The following is a 23,827-nucleotide window of genomic DNA, read 5'->3' on the forward strand; positions in this document are numbered from 1 at the left end:
GCGCGGCGCGGGCCGCACCGCGCGCCCCGGGCGGTCGGTGGCAGCCACTAGCCTGGAGCGGTGAGCCAGAGCCGTACCTACGAAGTGCGCACCTACGGCTGCCAGATGAACGTCCACGACTCCGAGCGGCTGTCCGGCCTGCTGGAGGACGCGGGCTACGCACGCGCAGCCGAGGGCACCACCGCCGACGTCGTCGTGTTCAACACCTGCGCGGTCCGCGAGAACGCCGACAACCGCCTGTATGGCAACCTCGGGCACCTGCGCCCGGTCAAGGACTCCCATCCGGGCATGCAGATCGCCGTGGGCGGCTGCCTGGCGCAGAAGGACCGCGGCGAGATCGTGCGCCGCGCCCCCTGGGTCGACGTCGTGTTCGGCACCCACAACATCGGCTCGCTGCCGGTGCTGCTGGAGCGCGCCCGCGTCCAGCGCGAGGCCCAGGTCGAGATCGAGGAGTCGCTCTCGGCGTTCCCCTCCACCCTGCCCAGCCGCCGCGAGTCCGCCTACGCCGCGTGGGTGGCCATCTCGGTGGGCTGCAACAACACCTGCACCTTCTGCATCGTGCCGTCCCTGCGCGGCAAGGAGAAGGACCGCCGCCCCGGCGACATCCTGGCCGAGGTGCGGGCGCTGGTGGCCGAGGGCGTCGCCGAGGTCACCCTGCTGGGCCAGAACGTCAACGCCTACGGCAGCGAGTTCGGCGACCGCCAGGCGTTCTCCAAGCTGCTGCGCGCCTGCGGCGGCATCGAGGGACTGGAGCGCGTGCGGTTCACCTCGCCGCACCCGCGCGACTTCACCGACGACGTCATCGAGGCCATGGCCGAGACCCCCAACGTCATGCCGCAACTGCACATGCCGCTCCAGTCGGGGTCCAGCCGGGTGCTCAAGGCCATGCGCCGCTCCTACCGGCGCGAGCGCTACCTGGGCATCCTGGCCAAGGTGCGCGAGGCCATGCCCGAGGCCGCCATCACCACCGACATCATCGTCGGGTTCCCCGGCGAGACCGAGGCCGACTTCACCGAGACGCTTGAGGTCGTGCGCGAGGCCCGGTTCGCGGCGGCGTTCACCTTCCAGTACTCCAAGCGGCCGGGCACCCCCGCCGCCGACATGCCCGACCAGCTTCCCAAGGAGGTCGTGCAGGAGCGCTACGAGCGGCTGCTGGAACTCCAGGAGCGCATCTCCTGGGAGGAGAACCAGAAGCTGGTGGGCCGCGAGGTCGAGCTGCTGGTGGCCGAGGGCGAGGGCCGCAAGGACGGCGAGCGGCGGCGGCTGTCGGGGCGCGCCCCCGACAACCGGCTGGTGCACTTCGCCGTCGACGACACCGCCGCCGAGCGGCTGCGGCCCGGCGACCTCGCCACCGTCGAGGTCACCTACGCCGCCCCGCACCACCTGGTGGCCGACTCCGGGGTGCGCGCGGTGCGGCCCACGCGGGCCGGCGACGCCTGGGCCGCGCGCAACGGCCGCGCACCGCAGGCGCCGGGCGTGCTGCTGGGCATGCCGAAGGTGGGCGTGCCCGCGCCGCTGCCCGCGGCCACCGGCGGCTGCGCCCTGGACTAGGGCCGGTCCGTATTAGGGCCGGTATGTAGAGGGCCGGTCCGGGGTCGGCCTAGCCCGCCGTCCCCGGCCTGCGGCGGGTGCCGCCCGGCCGCAGCCGGCAGCGCGCGCCGGGGCGGGTGCCCGGGGGCGGGGTCCGGGCGTGCGGGTGGTGTGCCTCCCATCGGCAGCGGCGGCCCACACGGGTCCGGGGTGCGGAGATCGGCACGGGGCAGGACTCCATGCCTTCGACCTTACTCCGCGCGGGCGCGGCGGGCCGACCGGTTCGGGGGCTCCCCGTGGGCGGCCCCGGCGGTGGCGCCCCCGCGCCGCACGCGGGTGGAGGGCCGCCGGCCCCGCCGCGCCGGGCGTGCCCGCGTCCGGTCGGCGCTGCCGGCGGCCCGGCCCGTGTCACCCCAGGCGCAGCGGCAGCTCGATCAGCCGGCGCAGCCCCGGGCGCGGCATCCACCGCACCTCGTCCTCGGGCACGGCCAGCGCCAGGTCGGGGTAGCGGCTCAGCAGCCGGGTGAAGGCGACCTCGCCCTCCTGGCGGGCCAGCGCCGCGCCCAGGCAGTAGTGCAGGCCGTGGCCGAACCCGAGGTGGTGCTCGCCGCGCGTGTCGTAGGTGCGGGTGATGTCCAGCCGCGTCGGGTCGGGGTAGTGGCGGGGGTCGTGGTTGGCCGAGACGAGGACCGCCTCCACGCCCTCGCCCTTGCGGACCAGGGTGTCGGCGAGGACGACGTCCTCGGCGGCCCAGCGCGGCCGGGTGATCAGCACGGGGCCGCACCAGCGCATCAGCTCGTGCACGGCGCCCGGCGCCAGGGCGGGGTCCTCGCGCAGCATGCGGGCCTGCTCGGGGTGGGTGAGCAGCGCGTGCGTGCCGTTGCCGATCAGGTGGGCGGTGGTCTCGTGGCCGGCGATGACCAGGGTGAGGACCATGGTGACCAGTTCGGTCTCGGTGAGCCGGTCGCCGTCGTCGTCGCGCACGGCGATCAGCGCGTCGAGCAGGGCGTCGGCCGGGCGCGCGCGGCGCTCCTCCACCATGCCGTGGATGTGGTCGATCATCTCGCGGAAGGCCGAGGACATGCTGGCCGGGTCCAGGCCCATCATCCGGGCGCCCCAGTCGCGCCACAGCGGCCGGTCGGCCTCGGGCACGCCGACCATCTCGCAGATGACGGTGATGGGCAGCGGGTAGGCGAAGTGCTCGACCAGGTCCACGGCGCCGTCGTCTCCGGCGGCCGCGGGCAGGCGGTCCAGCAGGTCGTCGGTGATCTCCTCGACGCGGGGCCGCAGCGCGTTGACGCGGCGCACGGTGAAGGCGCGCGAGACCAGCTTGCGCAGCCGGGTGTGGTCGGGCGGGTCGGCGTCCAGCATCGTGTCGGCGAGGTAGGGGATGTACTCCTCGGGGATCCCGAACGTGGTGATCATCTGGGCGCGCTTGTCGCCGGGGCCGCCCTCGATGCGACCGGGGTCGTTGACGAACCGGGGGTCGTCCAGCACCGTGCGGACGTCGTCCTGCCGGGTGACCAGCCACATCGTGCTGCCGTCGAGGTGGCGCACGCGCTGGACGGGCGCGGCCTCGCGCAGCCGGGCGAACCCGGTGTAGGGGTCGGCGAGCAGGTCGGGGTCGAGCAGGCTCACGGTGGCGGAGTCGGGGCTCTCGTGCTGGGGGGTGGGTGCGGTCATGGTGCCCTCCTCAAGGGGCGTCAGGTGCGTTTCTGGGTGGCGAGTTCGGTCCGCACCGCGGTCAGCACCCGGTCGAACACGGCGATGACGTGGGGCGCGGCGGCGCGGTCGGGGCCGGGGTCGTCCGGCGCGGCCTCGATGGAGGTGCGCAGGACGTGGGCGAGCAGGTCGGCCCGCTCGGTCACGGGGTCGGGTTCGGGGAAGAACACGGCGGCGAGCGGCTCGGCCAGGAAGTACCCGGTGAAGACGTGCATGTAGAGCATCAGTTGGGCGTCCACGGGCAGGTCGCCGCGCAGCACGCCGTGCTCGCGCAGGACGGCGAAGTAGTCCCGCATGGTGTCGCGGCGCTGGTCCATCAGCGCCCGCATGTGCTTGGCGCCGCCGCGCGCCAGGAAGCCCAGGGTGTCGGGGTCGCCCACCACGACGGCGCGCAGCACGGGGTCCTCGTGGACCAGCAGGTAGGAGGCGCGCGCCAGTTCGGAGGGCCGCACCTGATGGGGGTCGGCGCGGATGCCGTCGATGAGGCGCCGCATCATGGCCTCCTGCGACCGCAGGACCACGGAGAGGAACAGCACCTCCTTGGTGCGGAAGTGCAGGTAGACGGTGCCCTTGCCGATGTCGGCGCGGCGGGCGACGTCCTCGACCGTGACCCGGCGGTAGCCCAGGGAGACGAGCAGGTCCGCCGCGGCCGCGAGGATCCGCTCGGCGCGGGCCTCGCGTTCGGTGTCGGCCGCGGCGGGGGCGGGCGGGTGCTGGTCGTCCACGGGGTGCTGCGTCACGGGCGGAACGGCTCCTGTTCGGTGTCGGAGGCGGATGCGGGCGGGTCCGGCGCGGGGGCCGGACGCTGTGACTGTTTGACCAGATTTCAAATCCGGTCATGAAGTCAACCTAGGCGGGGCGGGCGGGCGGCGGCAAGGGCGTCCGGCGTTAGGAAGCCGTCAACGGTGGGCGGGTAGCCTGCCGGTGTGCTGACCGCCGCCGCCGTGTGCCCCCACCCGCCGCTGCTCGTCCCGCAGGTCGCGGCGGGTGCCGCCGCCGAACTCGCCGGGCTGCGGGCGGCCTGCGACCGCGCCGTGGCGGCCCTGGCCGCCTCCGGCCCCGACGTGGTGGCGGTGGTGGGGGCGGGCGCGCGCGACCGCGACCACCCGGCCGGGGCGGGCGGCGGGTTCGCCGACTTCGGGGTGCCGCTGCGGGTGGGGCCGGGGGAGCCGGTGCTGCCGCCGGCGCTGACGGTGGGGCGGTGGCTGGCCGAGCGCGCGGGCGTGCGCCCCGACCGGTACGCGGAGGTGGCCGCCGCCGCCGGCCCCGAGCGCTGCCTGGCGCGCGGCGCCGCGCTGGCCGGGGCCGGGCGGCGGGTGGCGCTGCTGGTGATGGGCGACGGCAGCGCGCGCAACGGCGAGGCGGCCCCGGCCCCCGCCGACCCCCAGGCCCCCGCCTTCGACCGTGCGGTCGCCGCGGCCCTGGCGGCCGCCGACGCCGACGCGCTGGCGCGCCTGGAGCCGCGCGCGGCCGAGCGGCTGATGGCCCAGGGCCGCCCCGCCTGGCAGGTCCTGGCGGGCGCCGCCCGCGCCCTACCGGAGGGAAGGCCGCTGCGCGGCGAGCTGCTGGCGCACGAGGCACCGTACGGCGTGGGCTACTTCGTGGCGGTGTGGACCCAGGAGGCCGGGGGAGTGGAGGCAGCGGCCCGCTGACGGGGCGGCACGTCCGAGGCGCCGCGCTTGGCCGTGGGCGCGCGGGCCGGCCGGACGCGGGCGCGCGGGCGCGGACGTGTCCGGCCGGGTACGGGCGCGAGCATGAGCGCGGGTGTGTTCAGCGAGGACGCGGACCCCGGCCCGGCCGGAGCGGGCGGCCAGGCACCGTCCCCCGGCGTGTTCAGCGCGGCGCGGGCGGGGGAGCGGTCGGCCCGGCCGGTCCGGAGCGCTCGGCGGGTTCGACCGCGGCGAACCGGGCGCCGAAGGGGTCGGCCAGCAGGCACCGGCGGCCGAACGGGGAGTCCGCGGGCGGGTCGACCACCGTGCCGCCGGAGTCCTGGGCGAGGGCGGCCGCGTCGTCGGCGCTGCGCACGGCGAAGTAGGTCAGCCAGGCGGCCAGGCCCCGGCTGGGGCGGTCGGCGGTGCCGCCGTAGACGCCGCACACCGGTGTGCCGCCGCTGTAGAGGGTGACGAAGTCGTAGCCGGCGAGCCGTTCGGGCTCGTAGCCGAACACCCGCACCAGGAACGCGCTCGCCGCCTCCACGTCGCCGCTGGTCACCTCCGACCACACCGGCGCGCCCGGCTCGCCGTACGCCTCGGCCCCGCGCAGGGTGCCGGGCTCCCACATTCCGAACACCGCGCCGGCGGGGTCGCGGGCGATGGCCATGGCGCCGAGGTCGCCGATGTCCTGCGGCACGCCCAGCGGCCGGCCGCCGGCGTTGGTGACGGCCTCCAGGGTGCCTGCGAGGGATTGGGTGGCCAGGTAGACGGTCCACGCGGCGGAGCGCGCGGCCTCGGCCTCGGGGTCGGGTCCCCAGCGCTGCGAGAGCCCGGCGACGCGGCGGCCGTTCAGGCGGGCCATGGAGTAGGGCAGGTCGTCGAACTCCCAGCCCAGGACGCCGCCGTAGAACCGCCGGGCGAGGTCCAGGTCGGGCACGGAAAGATCCATCCAGCAGGGGGCGCCGGCCGGGTACTCCACCGCAGTCGTCATGGCGGCGTCGTACCCGTGTTCTACTCGGCGCATTCGGCGCGTCGGCAAAGTGGATGCAAACAGGCCGAAACACGCCGCCGCAAGGGTGGTCGCCCGCTCGGCGCCGGGGGCGCTGCCGGGCAGTATGGGGCGATGCACGTCGATCAGCCACTGCCTCGCGAGGTCAAGGTCATCGACTCGGCCTCGCTGCTCCGGCTGGAGGAGCGGGCGGGTGTCCTCAGCCTGAACCAGTGCCTGGACCCGGCGTGGGTGCGGGCGAACACGGCGCCCGAGGGAACGCACTACCTGTGGCCGGCCCTGTGGCACGGCCTGTCCCACCGCCCCGACGTTCCCCGCCACCTGCGGTGCGAGCTGCTGATCACGCTGCGCGGTGGAGACCGGGTGCTGAGCCTGCTGGACGTGCTTCCCGACGACTTCGCCCCGCTGCCGAGGGTGGCCTCACGCGCAGAAGGCATGCGGGTCAGGCAGATGCTGGACCGTGCTCCCTCGGTCGGGGAACGCCTGTAGCGGCCGCCCCTGCGGTGCGGACCGTCCGTCCAGCGGCGGGGGCGCGCTCCCAGTCAGGGCTCAGTGGCCGCCGGTCGCCGCCGGGTCGGGCCAGGCCGCGTGCACCAGTTCCAACGCGCGCTCGGTGAGGTCGGGGTCGCCGTGGTCGAGCCAGTGCACCCGGGGGTCGCGGCGGAACCAGGACTCCTGGCGGCGGGCGAAGCGGCGGGTGGCCCGCACGGTCTCCTCGCGGGCCTCCTCCTCGGTCCACTCACCGGCCAGGAACCGCAGCGCCTGGGCGTAGCCCAGCGCCCGCGAGGCGGTGCGGCCCTCGGCGAGGCCGGCGTCGCGCAGCGCGCGGACCTCCTCCACCAGCCCGGCCCGCCACATCCGCGCCACGCGCTCCTCGATGCGGTCGTCGAGCACCGGGCGCGGCACGCGCAGGCCGATCTGCACGCACGGGTAGTGCGAGGTGTGCTCGGGCAGGGTGGCGGTGAACGGCCGCCCGGTCAGCTCGATCACCTCCAGCGCGCGCACGATGCGCCGCCCGTTGCCGGGCAGGATCGCCCGCGCGGCCTCGGGGTCGCGCTCGGCCAGCCGGGCGTGCAGGGGCGCGGGTCCCCGGCGCTCCAGCTCCTCCTCCAGGCGCGCCCGCACGGCGGGGTCGGTGCCGGGGAAGTCGAGTTCGTCCAGGGCGGCGCGCACGTACAGCCCCGACCCGCCGACCAGCACGGGGGCGGCGCCGCGCCCGCGCAGGCCGTCGATGAGGGCGCGCGCCAGGTCCTGGTACTCGGCGACGTTGGCGGCGCGGGTGACGTCCCAGATGTCGAGGAGGTGGTGGGGCACGCCCCGCCGCTCCGCCACGGTGAGCTTGGCGGTGCCGATGTCCATGCCCCGGTAGAGCTGCATGGAGTCGGCGTTGATGATCTCGGCCGCGCCCCGGCGGGCGCCCAGCCGCAGCGCCAGTTCGACGGCGAGGTCGGACTTCCCGGCGGCCGTGGGCCCCACGACGGCGATCACCGGCGGGCCGCCCGCCGCGTTCGCGGCGGCGGTCATCGGACCGCGCCCGGGCGGTCCGCCCCCGTGGATCGCGCTGCCATGTCGCGGACCTCCTCACGCGTCGTCCTTGTCCACGTCCGTCCCTCCAGTGTGGCAGCGGCCGGACGGTGGGCGTGCGTTGCCCTGGCTGCTCCTAAGATGATCTCCATGCGATTCGCCAAGGGCCACGGCACCGAGAACGACTTCGTGATCATCCCCGATCCCGAGGGCGCCCTGGACCTGCGGCCCGCCCAGGTCGCCGCGCTGTGCGACCGCCGCGCCGGCATCGGCGGCGACGGCGTGCTGCGCGTGGTGCGCACCGCCGCCCTGGGCGAGGCGCTGACCGGCCCGGCCGCCTCCTCCGCCGCGTGCGAGTGGTTCATGGACTACCGCAACGCCGACGGCAGCGTCGCCGAGATGTGCGGCAACGGTGTGCGGGTCTTCGCCCGCTACCTGCTCGACCGCGGACTGGCAAAGGGGCCGGAGATCCCGGTGGGCACGCGCGCGGGCGCGCGGCGCGTCACGGTCGAGGACGACGGCGACCTCACCGTGGACATGGGCCGCCCCGAGCGGCGCGGGGAGTCCGCCGCCGAACTCGCCGACGGCACCGTGCACGGGGAGCGGGTGTTCGTGGGCAACCCCCACTTGGCCTGCCAGGTCGACCGCGACCCCGACGACGTCGACCTCTCCGCCGCCCCCGGGCTGGACCCCGACGACTTCCCCGAGGGGGCCAACGTCGAGGTCTTCGCGGTGGCCGCGCCGGGCACCCTGCGCATGCGCGTCTACGAGCGCGGCGCGGGCGAGACCCGCTCCTGCGGCACCGGGATCGTGGCGGTGGCCGCCGCCGCCACCCCGGCCGATGAGGGCGCCACCTGGCGGGTGCGCGTGCCCGGCGGCGAGTGCGTCGTGTTCCTCGACGCCGACGGCGCCCGCCTGCGCGGCCCGGCGGTCATCGTCGCCGAAGGCGAGACCACCCTGCTGGACTCCGTGGACGCGCCCGCCTGAGACGCACATGCCGCGATGCCGGCGCACGGTGGTTGAGGCGCTGGAGAGCTGAGGCGCGGGGCGGCCTCATCGGCCATCGGCCGTGGAGACCGATGGCCGAAGCGGTACCCGCACGCGCCCCCGCCCCGCCCCCTCGCCGTCCTCGGCCTCGTCCTCAGCGGCTCAGCACAGCCGAGGGCGGCAGGCCGCGCAACGACGCGTCGAGGACCTGGGCGGTGTGGGCGACGGCTATCGGGGTGCCCGCGCGCTCCAGGGCGGAGGCGATTTGCAGGGAGCACCCCGGGTTGCCCGCCACCAGCAGTTCGGCTCCGGTCGAGGACACGTCGGCGCCCTTGCGGTCGCCCAGGTCGGTCGCGGCCTCCGGGCGCAGCAGGTTGTAGACCCCGGCCGACCCGCAGCAGATTTCGGGGTTGGGCAGGTCGGCCACCTCCAGGTCGGGGATCTGGGCGAGCAGGGCGCGCGGCTGGGCGGTGACGCCCTGGCCGTGGGACAGGTGGCAGGCGTCGTGGTAGGCGGCGCGCAGGGGCAGCGGGTGGCGGGGCGCCCGTGGACCCAGGTCGGCCAGGAACTCGGTGAGGTCGACCACGCGCTCCGACAGCGCCTCGGCCGCGCGCACCTCGGCGGGGGCGGCGCCGGCCTCCTCCAGCACCCGCCCGTAGTGCTTCATGGTGCCGCCGCACCCGGCGGAGTTGACCACCACGGCCTCAACCCCCGCCCGCGTGAACGTCGCGACCGTGGCGCGGGCGAACCGGGCCGCCTCCTCGGCGCGCCCGGTGTGGGCGGACAGCGCGCCGCAGCAGCCCTGCTCGGGCGGCACCACCACGTCGCAGCCCTCGGCGGCCAGCACGCGCGCGGTGGCGGTGCTGACCTGCGGGAAGAACGCCCCCTGCACGCACCCGGTCAGCATGCCCACCACGGCGCGGCGCCGCCCCCGCGCCGGGACGCGCGCGGGCAGGCGCGGCACCCCGCCCCGGATTGGCGGGGCGATGCGCTCCATGGCCGCCAGCGGCGGCGCGAGGCGGTCCAGGATTCGCGTCCGCCGCACCAGCGCGGACAGCCCGCTGGCCTGGTAGGCGCGCAGGGGCGCGCGCAGCAGCTCCAGCCGCCGCCGGTGGGGGAACAGCGCGAAGACCGCCGCGCGCAGCAGCCGGTCGCCGGGGGAGCGCTCGTGCTCGGCCTCGACCCGGGCGCGGGTGGACTCGATGAGCGCGTCGTAGGCCACGCCGGAGGGGCAGGCGCTGACGCAGGACAGGCAGCCCAGGCAGTTGTCGAAGTGCTGCACGGCGGCGTCGGTGAGCACGTCGTCCTGGCGGACCTGGCCCATGAGGTGGATCCGGCCGCGCGGCGAGTCCATCTCCTCGCCCCACAGCACGTAGGTGGGGCAGGTGGGCAGGCAGAACCCGCAGTGCACGCAGTCGCCGAGCAGGTCGTCGAAGGAGCGGGCGGGCCGGGCGGCCCCGGCCTCGGTGTCGCTGTCGGTCACGGCGTCCTCCTTGTGAGCCGGTGGTGCCGGTCGGGCCGGTGGTGCGGGGGCGGCGGGGACCAGGGGCGCGGTGCGGCGCCTCACATGCCGCCGGGGCCGCGCCCCGGCGACAGCAGGCGGTGCGGGTCGAACCGGTCCTTGACCGCGCGCATCAGCGCGAGGCCGCCGACCGGTCCCCAGCGGTCGAGACCGAGGTCGAGGGCGGGGTCGGCCAGGTGCGGCGCGGTGCGCGCGACGGTGAGCGTGCCCCCGGCCTCGGCGAGGGCCGCCCGCGCCCGCGCGACGACCCCCGCGACCGCCTCGGGGTCGGCGTCGGCCGGAAGGGCGGCGTAGAGGACCCCCGCCCCCGCCGAGCCGCCGACGTCGGCCGACGTGCCCAGGGCGCGGGCGGCCTCGCGGACGGTGCGGGCCGCCAGGGCCGACGCCGACACCGGCGCGGTGACCTTGAGCAGGGTGTCCCGCGCGCCGCCGGGCGGGGCGCCCCAGTCGGGCGGCAGGGCCTCGGCGGTGTGCGGGGCGTCCAGGAGGGCGGCGACCTCGGCGGCGCGGGCGTCGATCCCGCCCCGCGCGCCCTCCAGCAGCACCTGGAGCCGGGGCGGCCCCTCGGCGGGCCAGCGGAGTTCGACGGCCGCGGGCACCGCCGCCGAGCGCAGCGCCCGCGCCGTCCACTCCTGGAGGACGGCGGCGTCGGGCGCCTGGGCGCTGACGAGCCGCAGCGCCGGCGGTACCGGGTGCAGCCGGAAGGTGACCGAGGTGATCAGCCCCAGCGTGCCCAGCGCACCGGTGTGCAGTTTGCCCAGGTCATACCCTGCGACGTTCTTCACCACCCGCCCGCCGGAGGACGCGGCGACCCCGTCGGCGCGCACCACGGTCATGCCGATGATGAGGTCGCGCAGGGGGCCGTGCAGCATGCGGCGCGGCCCCGACAGCCCGGTGGCCACGGCGCCGCCCACGGTGCCGCCGGGCACCGGCGGGTCCAGGGTGAGCCGCTGCCCGGCCCGCGCCAGGTGGTCGCGCAGGTCGGCCAGCGGGGTGCCCGCGCCGGCGCGCACCACCAGGTCGCCGGCCGCGTGTTCGATCCCGGTGAGGGCGGTGGTGTCGACGAGCAGGTCGCAGCGCAGCGGCGGGGCGCCCCACGCCAGCGCCGTGCCGTTGCCCCGCGCGATCGAGGCCAGGCCGTGGCGGTGGGCGGCGGCCAGCAGCGCCGAGGCGGCGGCGGTGTCGGGCGGGGTGGCGACCAGGCGCGGCACGCGGCCGTGCACGGCGTCGGCGGAGGTGCCCTCGCGCACCGCCGCGCCGCCCGCGCTGAGCGCCTCGGTCAGGGTGGTCGTGGTCGCCTCGTGCATCACGCGCCCGCCTCCTCGGCCGCCGAACCGGTCAGGGGGCGCCGGGCCGGCGGCCGTGCTCGCCCGGGTGCCCCTCTCGCGCGCCGCGCATCGCGCGGGCGCCCGCCGCCGCGCGGTCCGCCGCCGCGCCGCGCGGCGCGGACCCCGGCGCGCCCGCTCAGAACTGCTCCGCCGCGCCCCGCTCCACCAGCGGGTGGACGCCCTTGCGCACGCCGGGCCGCTCGCCGCACAGCCGCGGGGTGGGCAGCAGCTTCTCGGGGTTGGCGATCCCGGCGGGGTCGAACGCGCCGCGGAACAGGTCCATGGTCTCCAGGTCGGCGGGGCTGAACATCTCGGGCATGTGGCACGCCTTGTCCACTCCCACCCCGTGCTCGCCGGTGATGGAGCCGCCGTGCTCGATGCACAGGTCCAAAATCGCGCCGGAGACCTCGGCGGCGCGCTCGGCGGCCCCGGGTTCGGCGTCGTCGAACAGCACCAGCGGGTGCAGGTTGCCGTCGCCGGCGTGGAAGACGTTGGCCACCCGGATGCCCGACTCCGCCGACAGCTCGGCGATGCGCCGCAGCACCTCCGGCAGCGAGGTGCGCGGCACCACGCCGTCCTGGACGATGTAGGCGGGGCTGATGCGCCCCACGGCCGCGAACGCCGACTTGCGGCCCTTCCAGATGCGCGCGCGTTCGGCGGCGTCGGAGGCGGTGCGGATCTCGAAGGCGCCCTCGGCCCGGCACAGCGCCGCGACCTCCTCGAACTGGGCGTCGACGTCGGCGGCGGGGCCGTCCAGCTCCACGATGAGCACCGCGCCCGCGCCGGCGGGGTAGCCGCAGGCCACGGCCGCCTCGGCGGCCTCGATGGACAGCGCGTCCATCATCTCCACGGCGGCGGGCAGCACCCCGGCGGCGATGATCGCCGACACCGCCGCCCCGCCGGCGTCCATGGTGGGGAAGGCGGCGAGCAGGGTGCGGACCTTCTGCGGCGCCCGCAGCAGCCGCACGGTGACCTCGGTGGCGATGCCCAGGGTGCCCTCGGAGCCGATGAAGGCGCCCAGCAGGTCGTAGCCGGGGGCGTCGGCGGCCTTGCCGCCCAGCCGCACCACCTCGCCGGCGGGGGTGACGACCTCCAGCCCCAGCACGTGGTTGACGGTGAACCCGTACTTCAGGCAGTGCGCGCCGCCGGAGTTCTCGGCGATGTTGCCGCCCACCGAGCACACCTGCTGGCTGGAGGGGTCGGGCGCGTAGTAGTAGCCGTGCGGCGCCGCCGCGCGGGTGATGTCGAGGTTGGCCACGCCGGGCTGGACCACGGCCCGCTCGTTGGCGACGTCGATCTCCAGGATCGAGCGCATCCGCGAGGTGACGATCAGGACGCCCTCGGTGTGGGGAAGCGCGCCGGCCGACAGCCCGGTGCCCGCGCCGCGCGGCACGAACGGCACCCCGTGCTCGGCGCACAGGGACACCACGGCGGCGACCTGGGCGGTGCTGGTGGGCAGGACGACCACGCCGGGCAGGGCCGCGTGGTAGGTGATGCCGTCGCTCTCGTAGGTGCGGCGGCGGGCGGTGTCGGTGATGACGCCGTCGTCGCCGCAGACGGCGCGCAGGCGCGGCAGCAGCGCGTGGAGCGGTTCGGGCACGAGGATCGCCTCCCCAGCTCGTCCTAGCCGTACTTTCGCGCACGCGCCCGCCCGGGGCAAGGGGGAGCGCGGGGGGCGCCGCCGGTGCGCGGGGCAGGGCGCCCCGGCGGCGCGGGTGGAGCGGGTGGAGCGCAGCCGGGTCAGGGCATCCGCTCGTAGGCCGGCAGGGTCAGGAACTCCACGTAGTCGTCGGCCAGCGCGACCTCGGTGAACAGCTCCATGGCGCGCTCGTAGCGGCCGGCGTCGAAGGCGTCGCCGCTCTGCTCGCGGATGGCGGCCAGCTCCTCGTCGATGAGGCGGGTGACGAGGTCGCGGGTGACCTGGGGGCCGTCGTCCAGGGTGACGCCGTTGTGCAGCCACTGCCAGATCTGGGAGCGGGAGATCTCGGCGGTGGCGGCGTCCTCCATCAGGTTGTGGATGGCCACCGCGCCGTTGCCGCCCAGCCAGGCCGCGAGGTACTGGAGGGCGACGTTGATGTTGCCGCGCAGCCCGGCCTCGGTGACGCCGCCCTCGGCGGAGTCCACGGCCAGCAGGTCGCCCGCCTTGACCGCGACGTCGTCGCGCTGCCGGTCGAGCTGGTTGGGGCGCTCGCCCAGGACGCCGTCGAAGACCTCGCGGCACACCGGGACCAGGTCGGGGTGGGCCACCCAGGAGCCGTCGAAGCCGTCGCCGGACTCCCGCGCCTTGTCGTCGCGGACCTTGGCCAGGGCGCGCTCGTTGACCTCGGGGTCGCGGCGGCTGGGGATGAACGCGGCCATGCCGCCGATGGCGAAGGCGCCGCGCCGGTGGCAGGTGCTCACCAGCAGCTCGGTGTAGGCGCGCATGAACGGCGCGGTCATGGTGACGGCGTTGCGCTCGGGCAGCAGAAAGCGCCGGCCCCGGGTGCGGTGCACCTTGATGATGCTGAACAGGTAGTCCCAGCGCCCGGCGTTGAGGCCCGCGGAGTGCTCGCGCAGCTCGTAGAGGATCTCCTCCATCTCGAAGGCGGCCGGGATCGTCTCGATCAGCACGGTGGCGCGGATGGTGCCGCGCGGGATGCCCAGGCGCTCCTGGGCGGCGACGAAGATGTCGTTCCACAGCCGCGCCTCAAGGTGGCTCTCCATCTTGGGCAGGTAGTAGTAGGGGCCCTTGCCCTTGTCGAGCTGGCGCTGGGCGCAGTGGAACAGGTAGAGCGCGAAGTCCACGATCGCGCCGGAGGCGCGCTGCCCGTCGACCAGGATGTGCTTCTCGTCCAGGTGCCAGCCGCGCGGGCGCACGATGACCGTGGCCAGCTCGGAGTCGTCCTTGAGCGCGTAGGACTTGCCCTCGGGCGTGGTGAAGTCGATGGTGCGGTCCAGCGCGTCGCGCAGGTTGAGCTGGCCGCCGATCATGTTCTCCCACAGCGGGGTGTTGGCGTCCTCGAAGTCGGCCAGCCACACCTTGGCGCCGGAGTTGAGCGCGTTGACCGTCATCTTGCGGTCGGTGGGCCCGGTGATCTCGACGCGGCGGTCGGTGATGCCGGGGGCGGGCGGGGCGACGCGCCAGGACGGGTCCTCGCGGATCGCGCGGGTCTCGGGCAGGAAGTCGAGGTCGGCGCCCGCCGCGATCTCCTCCTGCCGGCGGGCGCGGGCCGCCAGCAGCTCCTGGCGGCGGCCCTCGAACCGGCGGTGCAGGTCGGCGATCAGGGCCAGCGCGTCGTCGGTGAGGATCTGGTCGAACCGGTCGTGCATGGGGCCGGTGATCTCGACCCCAGGGGTGGCGCCCATAGGAGTACCTTCCACGAAGCGAAATTTACTTCTGTTATGTGGAATTGACGCTACTCGCCGGTCGCGGCAGGGTCAACGGCGCCCCCCGGCCGCAGCGCCGCACCTTTTGCCCAGGTGGAAAGGTCGCCCGCTTTTTCCGCAGCGCGCCACCGGGAAAAACGCGTGCCCCGGGCAACCCCCGCATGCGACCATCAAGGGGACGGACGGGGCGGGAACAAGTCACCGCGGTCCCGGCGTTCTCCCAACCGGAGGGATATGAATACTTTCTTTGACCACGGTCCGACCGACTCCGCCGCCCGCGGCGCCTGGGACGGGGACCGTGAGTACACCGCCGAGGACCGCGCCGACACCCTGGCCGGTGTCCCCGAGCAGGGCGAACTCGACCTCGCCGAGCGCCACGCGCTGCGCCGGGTCGAGGGCCTGTCCACTGAGCTGACCGACGTCACCGAGGTCGAGTACCGCTCGCTGCGGCTGGAGCGCGTCGTCCTCATGGGCGTGTGGACCAGCGGCACCCAGGTCGACGCCGACAACTCCCTGTACGAGCTGAAGCAGCTCGCCGAGACCGCCGGCGCGGCGGTCCTGGAGGGCGTCACCCAGCGGCGCCGCAAGCCCGACCCCGCCACCTACATCGGCCGCGGCAAGGCCGACGAACTCCGCGAGATCGTCGAGAGCACCGGCGCCGACACTGTCATCTGCGACGGCGAACTCGCGCCCAGCCAGCTCCGCCAGCTCGAGGACGTCGTCAAGGTCAAGGTCATCGACCGCACCGCGCTGATCCTCGACATCTTCGCCCAGCACGCGCGCAGCCGCGAGGGCAAGGCCCAGGTCGAGCTGGCCCAGCTCAGCTACCTGCTGCCGCGCCTGCGCGGGTGGGGTTCGGCGCTGTCCCGGCAGGGCGGCGGCCGCGCCGGCGGCGGCAACGGCGGTGTGGGCCTGCGCGGCCCCGGTGAGACCAAGATCGAGACCGACCGGCGGCGCATCAACGCCCGCATGGCCAAGCTCCGCCGCCAGCTCGCGCACATGTCCACCACCCGCGAGGTCCAGCGCGACCAGCGCCAGGTCCGCCAGGTGCCGGCGGTGTCGATCGCCGGCTACACCAACGCCGGCAAGTCCAGCCTGCTCAACCGGTTGACCAACGCCGGGGTGCTGGTCGAGGACGCCCTGTTCGCCACGCTCGACCCCACGGTCCGCCAGGCGCGCACGCCCGACGGCCGGTCCTTCACGCTCAGCGACACGGTCGGGTTCGTGCGGCACCTGCCGCACCAGCTCGTCGAGGCGTTCCGCTCCACCCTGGAGGAGGTCGCCGACTCCGACCTCATCCTGCACGTGGTCGACGCCTCCCACCCCGACCCCGAGCAGCAGCTCAGCGCGGTGCGCGAGGTCTTCGCCGAGATCGGCGCGCAGGACGTGCCCGAACTCGTCGTGCTGAACAAGACCGACGCGGCCGACCCGCTGGTGCTCAAGCAGCTCAAGGCCAAGGAGCCGCAGGCGGTCGAGGTGTCGGCGCGCACCGGCGAGGGCGTCGACGACCTCGTGGCGGCCGTGGCCGCCGCGCTGCCCACCCTCGACCGCGAGGTCCGCGTGGTCCTGCCCTACGAACGCGGCGACCTGGTGTCCCGGGTGCACGCCGAGGGCCGGATCGTCGACGAAGACCACACCGGCGAGGGCACGCGGCTGCACGCCTGGGTGCCCGAGCTTCTGGCGGGCAAGCTGGAGGAGTACGCGGTCGTCGGCTAGCCTCCGCGCGCCCCGAGGGTAACGGAGCGGTCACAGGCCGGATATGCTACGGCGGAACCCCGGACGGGGTTCCGCCGTTGTCGTGTGCAGAGCCTGAATTGGAGCGGGATTGCAGAGGGGAGAGGTGTACACGGCGTCGGAGGATGAACTACGGTTTTGAACCACTGGTTCGAGACCCGTGAGTTGCCCGCCTCCCCGGCCGCACCACCCCTCCCCCCAGCCAGACCCAGTCGAGAACGAGGTCGCCTATGTCTACTCGCGTGTTCCGCCCCGCATCCGCGATCCGGCGGCCATGACTACTGGGGCGGGCCGGTGAGACGATGACCGTACGACTGCTGACGAACATCGGGCGGCTGTGGACCGGCACCGATCTCCTCAGTAACGCCGCCATGCTGGTGCACCACGACCGCATCGCGTGGGTGGGTCCGGCGGCCGACCTCCCGCAGAGCCTGCCCGGTGTCATCAACGACATCGTGGACGTGGACGAGGTCGACAACATCGGCGGCGGCCTGGTCACCCCCGGGCTGATCGACGCCCACTGCCACCCGGTGTACGCGGGCAACCGCTACGCCGAGATCGCCATGCGCGCCGGCGGCGCCTCCAAGTCCGAGATCACCGGCGCGGGCGGCGGGGTGGCCTCCACCGTCACCGTGACCCGCGGCACCGATCCCTGGACCCTGTGCAACGCGGTGCGCGAGCGGCTGCGGCACTGGGTGCTGTCGGGCTGCACCACGGTCGAGGCCAAGACCGGCTACCACCTCACCCGCGACGGCGAACTCGCCGACGTCCGGCTGCTGCGCGCCCTGGAGGAGGAGCCCGGCATGCCCCGGCTCCAGGTCACCTTCTTCGCCGCCCACGCGGTCCCGCCGGAGTACTTCGGCCGTCCGCACGACTACGTCGACGCGGTGTGCTCCTGGCTGAGCGACGCCGCGCAGGCCGGCGCGCACGGGGTGGACGTCTACTGCGACAACCAGCAGTTCACCACCGACGACGCCGCCCGGCTGCTGTCGGCGGCGCGGGCGGCCGGACTGCGCACCCACATGCACGCCTGCGCCAAGCCCCGGCACGGCGCGGTGCGCATGGCCGCCGACATGCAGTGCTCCTCGGTGGACCTGCTGCACGACACCGACGAGGACGACGTCCTGGCCCTGGCCAAGACCTCCACCCCGGTGGTGGTCTGCCCCACCACCTCGCTGCACGAGCGCCGCACCCCGCCGGTGCGCGCGCTGCTGGACCACGGCGTGCCGGTGGGGCTGGGCACCGACCACAACCCCGGGCAGTCGGGCACCATGTCGCTGCCGCTGGCGATCTCCATGGCCGTGTCCATGTTCAACATGAGCGTGCTGGAGGCGCTGCGGGCCGCCACGGTCGGCGGGGCGTTCGCGCTGGGGCTGACCGACCGCGGCCTGCTGGCGCCCGGCCACTACGCCGACATCGTGCAGTGGGACGCCGACCACGAGGGCGCGTTCGCCTGGTCCTACGGCCTCAACACGCTGCGCGTGTGGCGCGGCGGCGAGACCATCCGCTAAAGGCCGGCCGGTCGGCCCTGAGCGGCCGGCCCGCCGGGTTGCCGCGCGTCCCCGGCGCGCGGGGAGCACACCGCCGGCCGCCCCGGGCCTTCGCGGTCCGGGGCGGCCGACGTGTGTGCGGCCGCCGCTGCGGCGGAGCGGCCGGAGGCGGGCGGGCCGGGCGGGTCGCGTGGGTGCGGATCCAGGTGGGGGCGGGCCGCGCGGGCGCGGGCGGTGGAGGCCGCGGGTCAGGACTCCGCGCCGAGCAGCACGACCTTGCCGACCACCGTCTTGGACTCCGCCAGCTCCACCGCCGCCGCGGCCTCGGCCAGCGGCAGGCGCGCGGCGACCCGCGCGGTGAGCGTGCCCTCGGCGAGCAGCGCGAACACGGCGCCGAGGTCGTCGCGCAGGCGCGCGCGGAAGCGGTCGCGGTCGCGGCTGCCCGACCAGACGTTGAAGAAGTGCGCCCGGCGGCCGTTGGGCAGCGCGTTCCACACGGCCAGCCGCAGCAGGAGCGCGAGCACGGGCAGGCGCGAGGACCCGGCGACGTCGCGGGTGGCGGCCGTGCCGTAGGAGACCAGCGTGCCGCCCCGGTTCAGCAGGCGGAACGAGTCCACGATCCCGGGGCCGCCGACGTGGTCGAAGACGGCGTCGATCCCCTCGGGGGCGAGGGCGCGCACGCGCGCGGGCAGGTCGGGGTCGCGGTAGTCGACGGGTTCGGCGCCCAGCGCCCGCACGGCGTCGTGGTGGCGCGGTGCGGCGGTGCCGATCACCCGGGCGCCCGCGTGGCGGGCCAGTTGCACCAGCGTGGTGCCCACCCCGCCGTTGGCGCCGTGGACGAGCACGGTCTGGCCCGCGCGGACGCGGGCGAGGCCGTGCAGCATGCGCCAGGCGGTGATGCCGCTGACGACCAGGGTCTCGGCCTCGGCCGGGTCCACGCCGTCGGGCACCGGCACCAGGTCGGCGGCGGGCAGGACGACGCGGCTGGCCCAGCCGCCGGTCTTGGTCATGGCGGCGTAGCGGCGCCCCACCATGGCGGGGTCGACGCCGGGGCCGACCCGGGCGACGGTGCCCACGAGGTCGTAGCCCGGCACGAAGGGGAAGGGCGGCTGGTCGTAGTACTTGCCCCGGCGCATCTGCTGCTCGGCGAAGGAGACGCCGGTGGCCTCGACCTCCACCACCGCCTCGCCGGCGGCGGGCGGCGGCAGGTCCCGCCGGCGGACCTGGAGCCCGGCGGGCTCGACGATGCCCGGCAGGACGACCTCGACGGCTTCGGAGGTGCGGTCCCGGGGTGCGGGGCGGGGGTTGGCGGCGGTCTCGGCGGCGGGGGTGTGCTCGGTGCGGTCCATGGTGGCTCCCTTGGAAGGGTCGTATGTCGAACTTGTTAGTGAGTAGTCAGTCACTTGAAACGGGTGACAAAACCGCCTCGTGCGGCGAAGGCGTGACCGGCCGCAGGCGCGGGCGCCGACCCGGTCCGGCGGGGTGTCCGGTGGCGCCGGCGCCCGGGGGCGGGCGGGGCGGGTCAGGCGGAGGGGGCGTCCCGAGGCGGGGCGGGAACGTGGCGCATGCCCTTGGTGAGGGTGCGCGCCCAGGTCTCGTCCACGGAGTCGAGGTCCATGGCCACGATCAGGTGGCACAACTGGCCCATGGCCATGAAGTGCTGGACCTGGTCGCGGTTGGCGCCCGAGAGGGCGTAGGCCAGGGACACCACCGAGGCGTAGCCGCGCCGCATGGCCGCCAGCACCTCGGGGACGTCGGCCACGCTCTGGGCGTGGACCTGCATCATGAGCAGGTCGCGGTCGGCGATGAGGTCGGCGTAGGCGTCGCCCATGGCCTCCAGCACCTCGGCCGGGGAGCCGCCGTCGCCCGCCTTGCGGGCGCCCTCGCGCAGGGCGTCCTCGATGCGGGCGTAGCACCGCTCCAGCGCCGCGACGAACAGGCCCAGCTTCCCCTCGAACAGGCGGAAGACGTACGCCTGGGAGATCCCGGCGGCGGCCGCGACATCGGCCACCGGGGTGGCGTGGTACCCGTTCTTCGCGAAGACGGCCACGGCCCGGTCGATCACCACGGCGCGGCGGGCTTCGGCGGTCGAGCGCGCGGGTTCGGTGCTTTCCATGTATGTGAGTACACACTCACAACCGTTGGTTTGTCAACGGCGACTGCGGAGGAACGTCGTCGCGCCCGGGTCAGCGCTGGTTGCGGGCTCCGGCGATCTCGATGACGGCGCGTTCGAGGGCGTAGGCCGGATCGCGGCCCGCGCCCTTGATGAGGGCGTCGGTCTCGGCGACCACGGCCATGGCGCGGGCGACCCCCTTGGGGGTCCAGCCGCGCGCCTGCTGGCGCAGCGTCTTCAGCTTCCACGGCGGGACCTTGGCCGCCTTGGCGAGTTCGGTCTCGGGCACCCCGCGCTGCGGCTGCGCCACCACGGCCAGGCCGCGCACCGCACCGGCCAGGGCGCTGTTGATCAGCACGGGGGCGGTGCCGACGGCCAGGCACCACCGCAACTGCTCCAGGGCCTCGGGGATCCGGCCCTCCACGGTGCGGTCGGCGACGGTGAACCCGGTCACCTCGGCCTTGCCGGTGTGGTAGCGGGCCACGGCGGCGGCGTCGATCCGGCCCTCGGTGTCGGCCACGAGCTGGGTGCACGCGGCGGCGAGTTCGCGCAGGTCGGTGCCGACGGCGTCGAGCAGCGCCTGGGCGGCGTCGGCGGTGACCTGCCGTCCGGCGCGGGAGAACTCGCCCTTGAGGAACTGGAGGCGCTCCCCGGACTTGGTGGGCTTGGCACAGTTGATCCGGGCGGCGCCCGCCTTGACGGCGGCGTCGAGCAGCGCCTTGCCCTTGGCGCCGCCCGCGTGCACCAGCACCAGCATGACGTCGTCTACGGGCGCGGTGAGGTAGCCGGTGACCTCGGCGGCGAGGTCCTTGCCCAGGTCCTGGACGCCCCGCAGCACCACCACACGCCGCTCGCCGAACAGCGAGGGCGAGGTGACCTCGACCAGCTTGCCCGCCGTGACCTGTCCGGGCATGAGGTCGTGCACGTCCACGCCCGGCTCCTCGGCGCGGGCGGCGGCGACCAGTTCGGCCACGGCGCGGTCGACCAGAAGCTCCTCGTCGCCGACCACGACGGACAGCGGAGGCGGAGCGGATGCGGAGGACATACCTGAAGCATGCCACGCCCCGCCGACCGTTCGTCGCCGAGTTCGGGTGCCGGTGCGGGGAGGGGCGCCGGGAGTGGTGCCGGTACCGGTGCCGGTGCGTGGGCAGGCGCCGGACCCGGTGCGGAGGTAGGAGCACGGGCCGGGACAGCGGGAAGAGGTGGGGCCGGGGCCGGTGGCGGGCCGCTCGACGCGGCCCCGGGTCGCGGCACACGACGGCGGGTCCGGACGGGCGCACGCCCGCGCCGCGCGGCTCCGGGACGACGGCGATGTCGCCGTGCCGGTCGGTGCGGTAGTCGGCCGAGGGCATCCGCCGCAGCAGCCCCCAGGTGCCCGGGTCCGGATGGCCGTACGGGTTGTCGGCCCCCACCGAGATGAGGGTGATGTCGGGGCGGGTGGCCGTGATGAAGGCGGGCTCCTGCGACCCGGCGCCGTGGTGGGGGACCTTGAGCACGTCCACGCCGCGTACGGCGTGCGACCCCAGCAGCGCGCGCTGCGCGGGCTCCTCGATGTCGCCGGTGAGCAGCGCGGTCATGGCCCCGCCCGAGGACAGCGGCCACCGGACGAGCAGGACGACGCTGCCGTCGTTGCCGCCCGCGCCTACCCCGCCGCCCCCGCGCGGCCACAGCACGTCCAGCGTCCACGGCGCGACCCGCCAGCGCTGCCCGGCGGTGCCGACGTGCACGGGGATGTCGGCGGACCGCAGGGTGCGCAGGGTCGCGGGGTGGTCGAACGCGGGCGGCAGCAGGGCGGCGCGCACCCGGCGGCCCTCGACGGCGCCGCGCGTCCCGCCGACGTGGTCGAGGTCGCCGTGGGTCAGCACCAGCAGCGCGACCTCGCTGACGCGCAGGTCGGACAGGCAGGAGTCGACCGCCGCCGGGTCGGGTCCGGTGTCCACGACGACCGCGCGGCCCCGACCCTCGGCCGTGAGGACCAGGGCGTCGCCCTGGCCGATCCGGCACGCCACCAGCGCCCAGCCCGCCGGGGGCCAGCCCGGCGCCACCCAGGTCAGCACGAGCGCGGTGAGCGCCGCCGCGAGACCGGCCGCGCCGACGACGCGGGCGGTGCGGCCGCGCAGGGCCAGCACGGCGGCGAGCAGCAGGGCCAGCAGCACCGCGCCCAGCGCGGTGGCGGGCCAGGGCAGCGCCCGCCCGGGCAGCCGGGCGGCGGTCGCGGCCACCGTCCCGATCCACAGCACGGCCGTGCCCGGCAGCCACACCACGGCGGCTGCCGCCGTGGGCCAGACCAGCGCCAAAGCCGCCACCGCGAACCCGCCGACGGTGGCGAGGGGCACCGCCGGGGCCGCCAGGAGGTTGGCGGGCACGGCCACCCAGCTCACCTCGGCGGTGAGCACGGCCAGCAGCGGCAGGCACGCCACGTGGGCGGCGAGGGCCACCGCCACCGCCTCGGCCAGCCAGGTCGGCAGGCGCGCCGACCAGGAATCGCGCCAGCGCGGGGCGAGCACCAGGATGCCGGCGGTCGCCAGTACCGACAGCGCGAAGCCGAAGGAGCGGGCCAGCCCGGGCTCGAACAGCAGCAGCCCGAGGGTGGCGGCCGCGAGGGCGGCGACCCCCATGCGCCGTCGGCCCAGCGCGACCGCCAGCAGCGCGATCGCGGCCATGAACGCCGCCCGCAGCACGCTCGGCTCGGGCCGGGCCACCAGCACGAACACCGCGATGGTGGCGGCGCCGACAGCGGCGGCGGGCACGCCGGTGCGGCCGAGCCACCGCATGGCGCCCAGGGCGGCCCCGGTCATGATGGCCAGGTTGGAACCGCTGACGGTCAGCAGGTGGGTCATGCCGCTGTCGCGGAACGCGGTGGCGGTCTCGGGCGGGACGCGGCTGGTGTCACCGACGACCAGGGCGGGCAGCAGGCCGTTGGCCGGTGCGGGCAGCCCCGAGGCGGCCGTCCGCAGCCGGGCCCGCGTGTGCCCGGCCCACTCCTGAGCGGACGAGGGCGCACCGACGTGCTCGGGCGGCCCGCGCACCACGAACAAGCCCCCGACGAGGGGGTCGCCCTCGGCGGGCAGGACGGTGCCTTCGGCACGGACCCGCTGACTGGGCAGCAGGTCCCGCCATTCCGCGCCGGACGTGAGCACGACAACGGGAACCCGGGTACGGACCGCCCCCGCCTCGGCGGCCGGTGAGGCATCGGGCGAGCCGAAGACCGCCGTGCCCGCGGTGCCCGCCGTCCCTTCCGCGTTGGCCGGGGTGGGGACGTTCGTCGGGTCGGCGGCGGGGCTGGCGTCGGCCGTGCGGACTGGGTGGGCCGTGTGCGCGGTGGCCGCCGTGCCCCCTCGACGCGTGGGGGTGTCGGCGGGCACGGCGGCGTCCGGGAGGACGGCTTCGGCGCGGGCCTCGATGATGAGGCGGGGGCGGCCGGGGGCCGGCGGGTCGGCGCGGGGGCGGGGGTCGTCGGTGATGACGAGGTCGAGGGTCGCCGACGCCTCCTCGCTGGCCAGGTGGGTGATCGGACTGGACTCCACCGCCGCCAACCGGCCGGCGGTGGCGAGCGCGCCCGCCGCCATGCACACCGCGACGGCGGCGATCGGCAGTCGCGGAAACCGCTCCCGGCGGCCCAGCGCCCACACACCCACGGCGACCACCGCCAGCGCGGCGGCCACCGCGCAGGCCGCGTGTGCCGTACCGCCGAGCAGGACGGCCGCGCACGCCCAGGTCGCCAGCGCCGGGAGCGCCAGCCGCAGGTCGGGAGGTTCGGCACCGCCGGGGGAGTCGGTGCCCAGGTACATCACGGCCCACCGCCGGGCGCGTGGCGGCGGCACGCGCCCGGCGGAACCGTTGGCCGGGC

At 75.7% G+C, this 23,827-nt stretch carries 17 protein-coding genes and 1 pseudogene; 6 read left to right on the forward strand and 12 right to left on the reverse strand.

Going from position 1 to position 23,827, the window contains the following annotated elements:
- Nucleotides 1-84 precede the first annotated feature (84 nt).
- Entirely contained in the window at nucleotides 85-1,551 is a 1,467-nt protein-coding gene (miaB, locus tag LG943_RS06435) for a tRNA (N6-isopentenyl adenosine(37)-C2)-methylthiotransferase MiaB (protein ID WP_270071406.1), read from the forward strand.
- A 387-nt stretch (nucleotides 1,552-1,938) separates the two neighbouring features.
- Here miaB and LG943_RS06440 read toward each other — a convergent pair whose 3' ends face one another.
- Entirely contained in the window at nucleotides 1,939-3,213 is a 1,275-nt protein-coding gene (locus tag LG943_RS06440; protein ID WP_270071264.1) for a cytochrome P450 family protein, read from the reverse strand.
- Nucleotides 3,214-3,233: 20 nt separating this feature from the next.
- Nucleotides 3,234-3,992, reverse strand: a complete 759-nt coding sequence (locus LG943_RS06445; RefSeq protein WP_270071265.1) for a TetR/AcrR family transcriptional regulator — start codon at nucleotides 3,990-3,992, stop codon at nucleotides 3,234-3,236.
- Nucleotides 3,993-4,178: 186 nt separating this feature from the next.
- Here LG943_RS06445 and LG943_RS06450 point away from each other — a divergent pair, with 186 nt between their 5' ends.
- The gene (locus LG943_RS06450) at nucleotides 4,179-4,904 is read left to right on the forward strand and encodes a class III extradiol ring-cleavage dioxygenase family protein (protein WP_270071266.1); all 726 of its coding nucleotides are present in this window, start codon (nucleotides 4,179-4,181) and stop codon (nucleotides 4,902-4,904) included.
- A 181-nt stretch (nucleotides 4,905-5,085) separates the two neighbouring features.
- Here LG943_RS06450 and LG943_RS06455 read toward each other — a convergent pair whose 3' ends face one another.
- Nucleotides 5,086-5,895, reverse strand: a complete 810-nt coding sequence (locus tag LG943_RS06455; RefSeq protein ID WP_270071267.1) for a VOC family protein — start codon at nucleotides 5,893-5,895, stop codon at nucleotides 5,086-5,088.
- A 132-nt stretch (nucleotides 5,896-6,027) separates the two neighbouring features.
- Between LG943_RS06455 and LG943_RS06460 the strand changes: the two genes are divergently transcribed.
- Nucleotides 6,028-6,402, forward strand: a complete 375-nt coding sequence (locus LG943_RS06460) for a hypothetical protein (RefSeq protein ID WP_270071268.1) — start codon at nucleotides 6,028-6,030, stop codon at nucleotides 6,400-6,402.
- A gap of 60 nt (nucleotides 6,403-6,462) precedes the next feature.
- On the opposite strand, the gene miaA is transcribed toward LG943_RS06460, so the two are convergent.
- Nucleotides 6,463-7,437, reverse strand: a complete 975-nt coding sequence (gene miaA / locus LG943_RS06465; protein ID WP_270071269.1) for a tRNA (adenosine(37)-N6)-dimethylallyltransferase MiaA — start codon at nucleotides 7,435-7,437, stop codon at nucleotides 6,463-6,465.
- A 141-nt stretch (nucleotides 7,438-7,578) separates the two neighbouring features.
- On the opposite strand from miaA, the gene dapF reads away from it, so the two are divergent.
- Entirely contained in the window at nucleotides 7,579-8,424 is an 846-nt protein-coding gene (dapF, locus tag LG943_RS06470; RefSeq protein WP_270071270.1) for a diaminopimelate epimerase, read from the forward strand.
- Nucleotides 8,425-8,578: 154 nt separating this feature from the next.
- Here dapF and LG943_RS06475 read toward each other — a convergent pair whose 3' ends face one another.
- From LG943_RS06475 to aceB, 4 genes are all read right to left on the reverse strand, one after another.
- Nucleotides 8,579-9,907 (reverse strand): (Fe-S)-binding protein, encoded by a 1,329-nt coding sequence (locus tag LG943_RS06475; RefSeq protein ID WP_270071271.1) that lies wholly within the window; start codon nucleotides 9,905-9,907, stop codon nucleotides 8,579-8,581.
- 80 nt (nucleotides 9,908-9,987) lie between these two features.
- Nucleotides 9,988-11,253, reverse strand: a complete 1,266-nt coding sequence (locus LG943_RS06480) for an FAD-binding oxidoreductase (protein ID WP_270071272.1) — start codon at nucleotides 11,251-11,253, stop codon at nucleotides 9,988-9,990.
- A gap of 157 nt (nucleotides 11,254-11,410) precedes the next feature.
- A complete protein-coding gene (locus tag LG943_RS06485) occupies nucleotides 11,411-12,874 on the reverse strand; it encodes an FAD-linked oxidase C-terminal domain-containing protein (RefSeq protein ID WP_270071273.1) in 1,464 nt (487 codons plus the stop codon).
- Between the two features lie 140 nt (nucleotides 12,875-13,014).
- Entirely contained in the window at nucleotides 13,015-14,619 is a 1,605-nt protein-coding gene (gene aceB, locus LG943_RS06490; protein WP_270071274.1) for a malate synthase A, read from the reverse strand.
- A 255-nt stretch (nucleotides 14,620-14,874) separates the two neighbouring features.
- On the opposite strand from aceB, the gene hflX reads away from it, so the two are divergent.
- A complete protein-coding gene (gene hflX, locus LG943_RS06495; RefSeq protein WP_270071275.1) occupies nucleotides 14,875-16,356 on the forward strand; it encodes a GTPase HflX in 1,482 nt (493 codons plus the stop codon).
- A 320-nt stretch (nucleotides 16,357-16,676) separates the two neighbouring features.
- Nucleotides 16,677-17,885 (forward strand): imidazolonepropionase, encoded by a 1,209-nt coding sequence (gene hutI / locus LG943_RS06500; RefSeq protein ID WP_179766962.1) that lies wholly within the window; start codon nucleotides 16,677-16,679, stop codon nucleotides 17,883-17,885.
- A 227-nt stretch (nucleotides 17,886-18,112) separates the two neighbouring features.
- Here the strand turns inward: hutI and LG943_RS06505 are convergent, their stop codons facing one another.
- The 4 genes and pseudogenes from LG943_RS06505 to LG943_RS06520 form a co-directional block, all read right to left on the reverse strand.
- Nucleotides 18,113-19,213: a medium chain dehydrogenase/reductase family protein gene (locus tag LG943_RS06505; protein ID WP_270071276.1), complete on the reverse strand. Its 1,101-nt coding sequence runs from the start codon at nucleotides 19,211-19,213 to the stop codon at nucleotides 18,113-18,115.
- Nucleotides 19,214-19,386: 173 nt separating this feature from the next.
- Nucleotides 19,387-19,980 (reverse strand): TetR/AcrR family transcriptional regulator, encoded by a 594-nt coding sequence (locus tag LG943_RS06510; RefSeq protein ID WP_270071277.1) that lies wholly within the window; start codon nucleotides 19,978-19,980, stop codon nucleotides 19,387-19,389.
- A gap of 70 nt (nucleotides 19,981-20,050) precedes the next feature.
- Nucleotides 20,051-21,022 (reverse strand): DNA polymerase III subunit delta, encoded by a 972-nt coding sequence (gene holA, locus LG943_RS06515; protein WP_270071278.1) that lies wholly within the window; start codon nucleotides 21,020-21,022, stop codon nucleotides 20,051-20,053.
- Between the two features lie 634 nt (nucleotides 21,023-21,656).
- Nucleotides 21,657-23,768: pseudogene (locus tag LG943_RS06520) on the reverse strand (ComEC/Rec2 family competence protein); the annotation flags it as partial.
- Nucleotides 23,769-23,827: the final 59 nt, after the last annotated feature.

Origin of the sequence: Streptomonospora mangrovi (assembly GCF_027604915.1) — a bacterium.
GTDB lineage: Bacteria > Actinomycetota > Actinomycetes > Streptosporangiales > Streptosporangiaceae > Streptomonospora > Streptomonospora mangrovi.

Bases quoted from the DNA above. Each gene is read 5' to 3' on its own strand.
- LG943_RS06440 (WP_270071264.1), bottom strand. From the start codon at position 3,213: ATGACCGCACCCACCCCCCAGCACGAGAGCCCCGACTCCGCCACCGTG.
- LG943_RS06455 (WP_270071267.1), bottom strand. From the start codon at position 5,895: ATGACGACTGCGGTGGAGTACCCGGCCGGCGCCCCCTGCTGGATGGAT.
- LG943_RS06460 (WP_270071268.1), top strand. From the start codon at position 6,028: ATGCACGTCGATCAGCCACTGCCTCGCGAGGTCAAGGTCATCGACTCG.
- miaA (WP_270071269.1), bottom strand. From the start codon at position 7,437: ATGACCGCCGCCGCGAACGCGGCGGGCGGCCCGCCGGTGATCGCCGTC.
- dapF (WP_270071270.1), top strand. From the start codon at position 7,579: ATGATCTCCATGCGATTCGCCAAGGGCCACGGCACCGAGAACGACTTC.
- LG943_RS06480 (WP_270071272.1), bottom strand. From the start codon at position 11,253: ATGCACGAGGCGACCACGACCACCCTGACCGAGGCGCTCAGCGCGGGC.
- aceB (WP_270071274.1), bottom strand. From the start codon at position 14,619: ATGGGCGCCACCCCTGGGGTCGAGATCACCGGCCCCATGCACGACCGG.
- hflX (WP_270071275.1), top strand. From the start codon at position 14,875: ATGAATACTTTCTTTGACCACGGTCCGACCGACTCCGCCGCCCGCGGC.
- hutI (WP_179766962.1), top strand. From the start codon at position 16,677: ATGACCGTACGACTGCTGACGAACATCGGGCGGCTGTGGACCGGCACC.
- LG943_RS06505 (WP_270071276.1), bottom strand. From the start codon at position 19,213: ATGGACCGCACCGAGCACACCCCCGCCGCCGAGACCGCCGCCAACCCC.
- LG943_RS06510 (WP_270071277.1), bottom strand. From the start codon at position 19,980: ATGGAAAGCACCGAACCCGCGCGCTCGACCGCCGAAGCCCGCCGCGCC.
- holA (WP_270071278.1), bottom strand. From the start codon at position 21,022: ATGTCCTCCGCATCCGCTCCGCCTCCGCTGTCCGTCGTGGTCGGCGAC.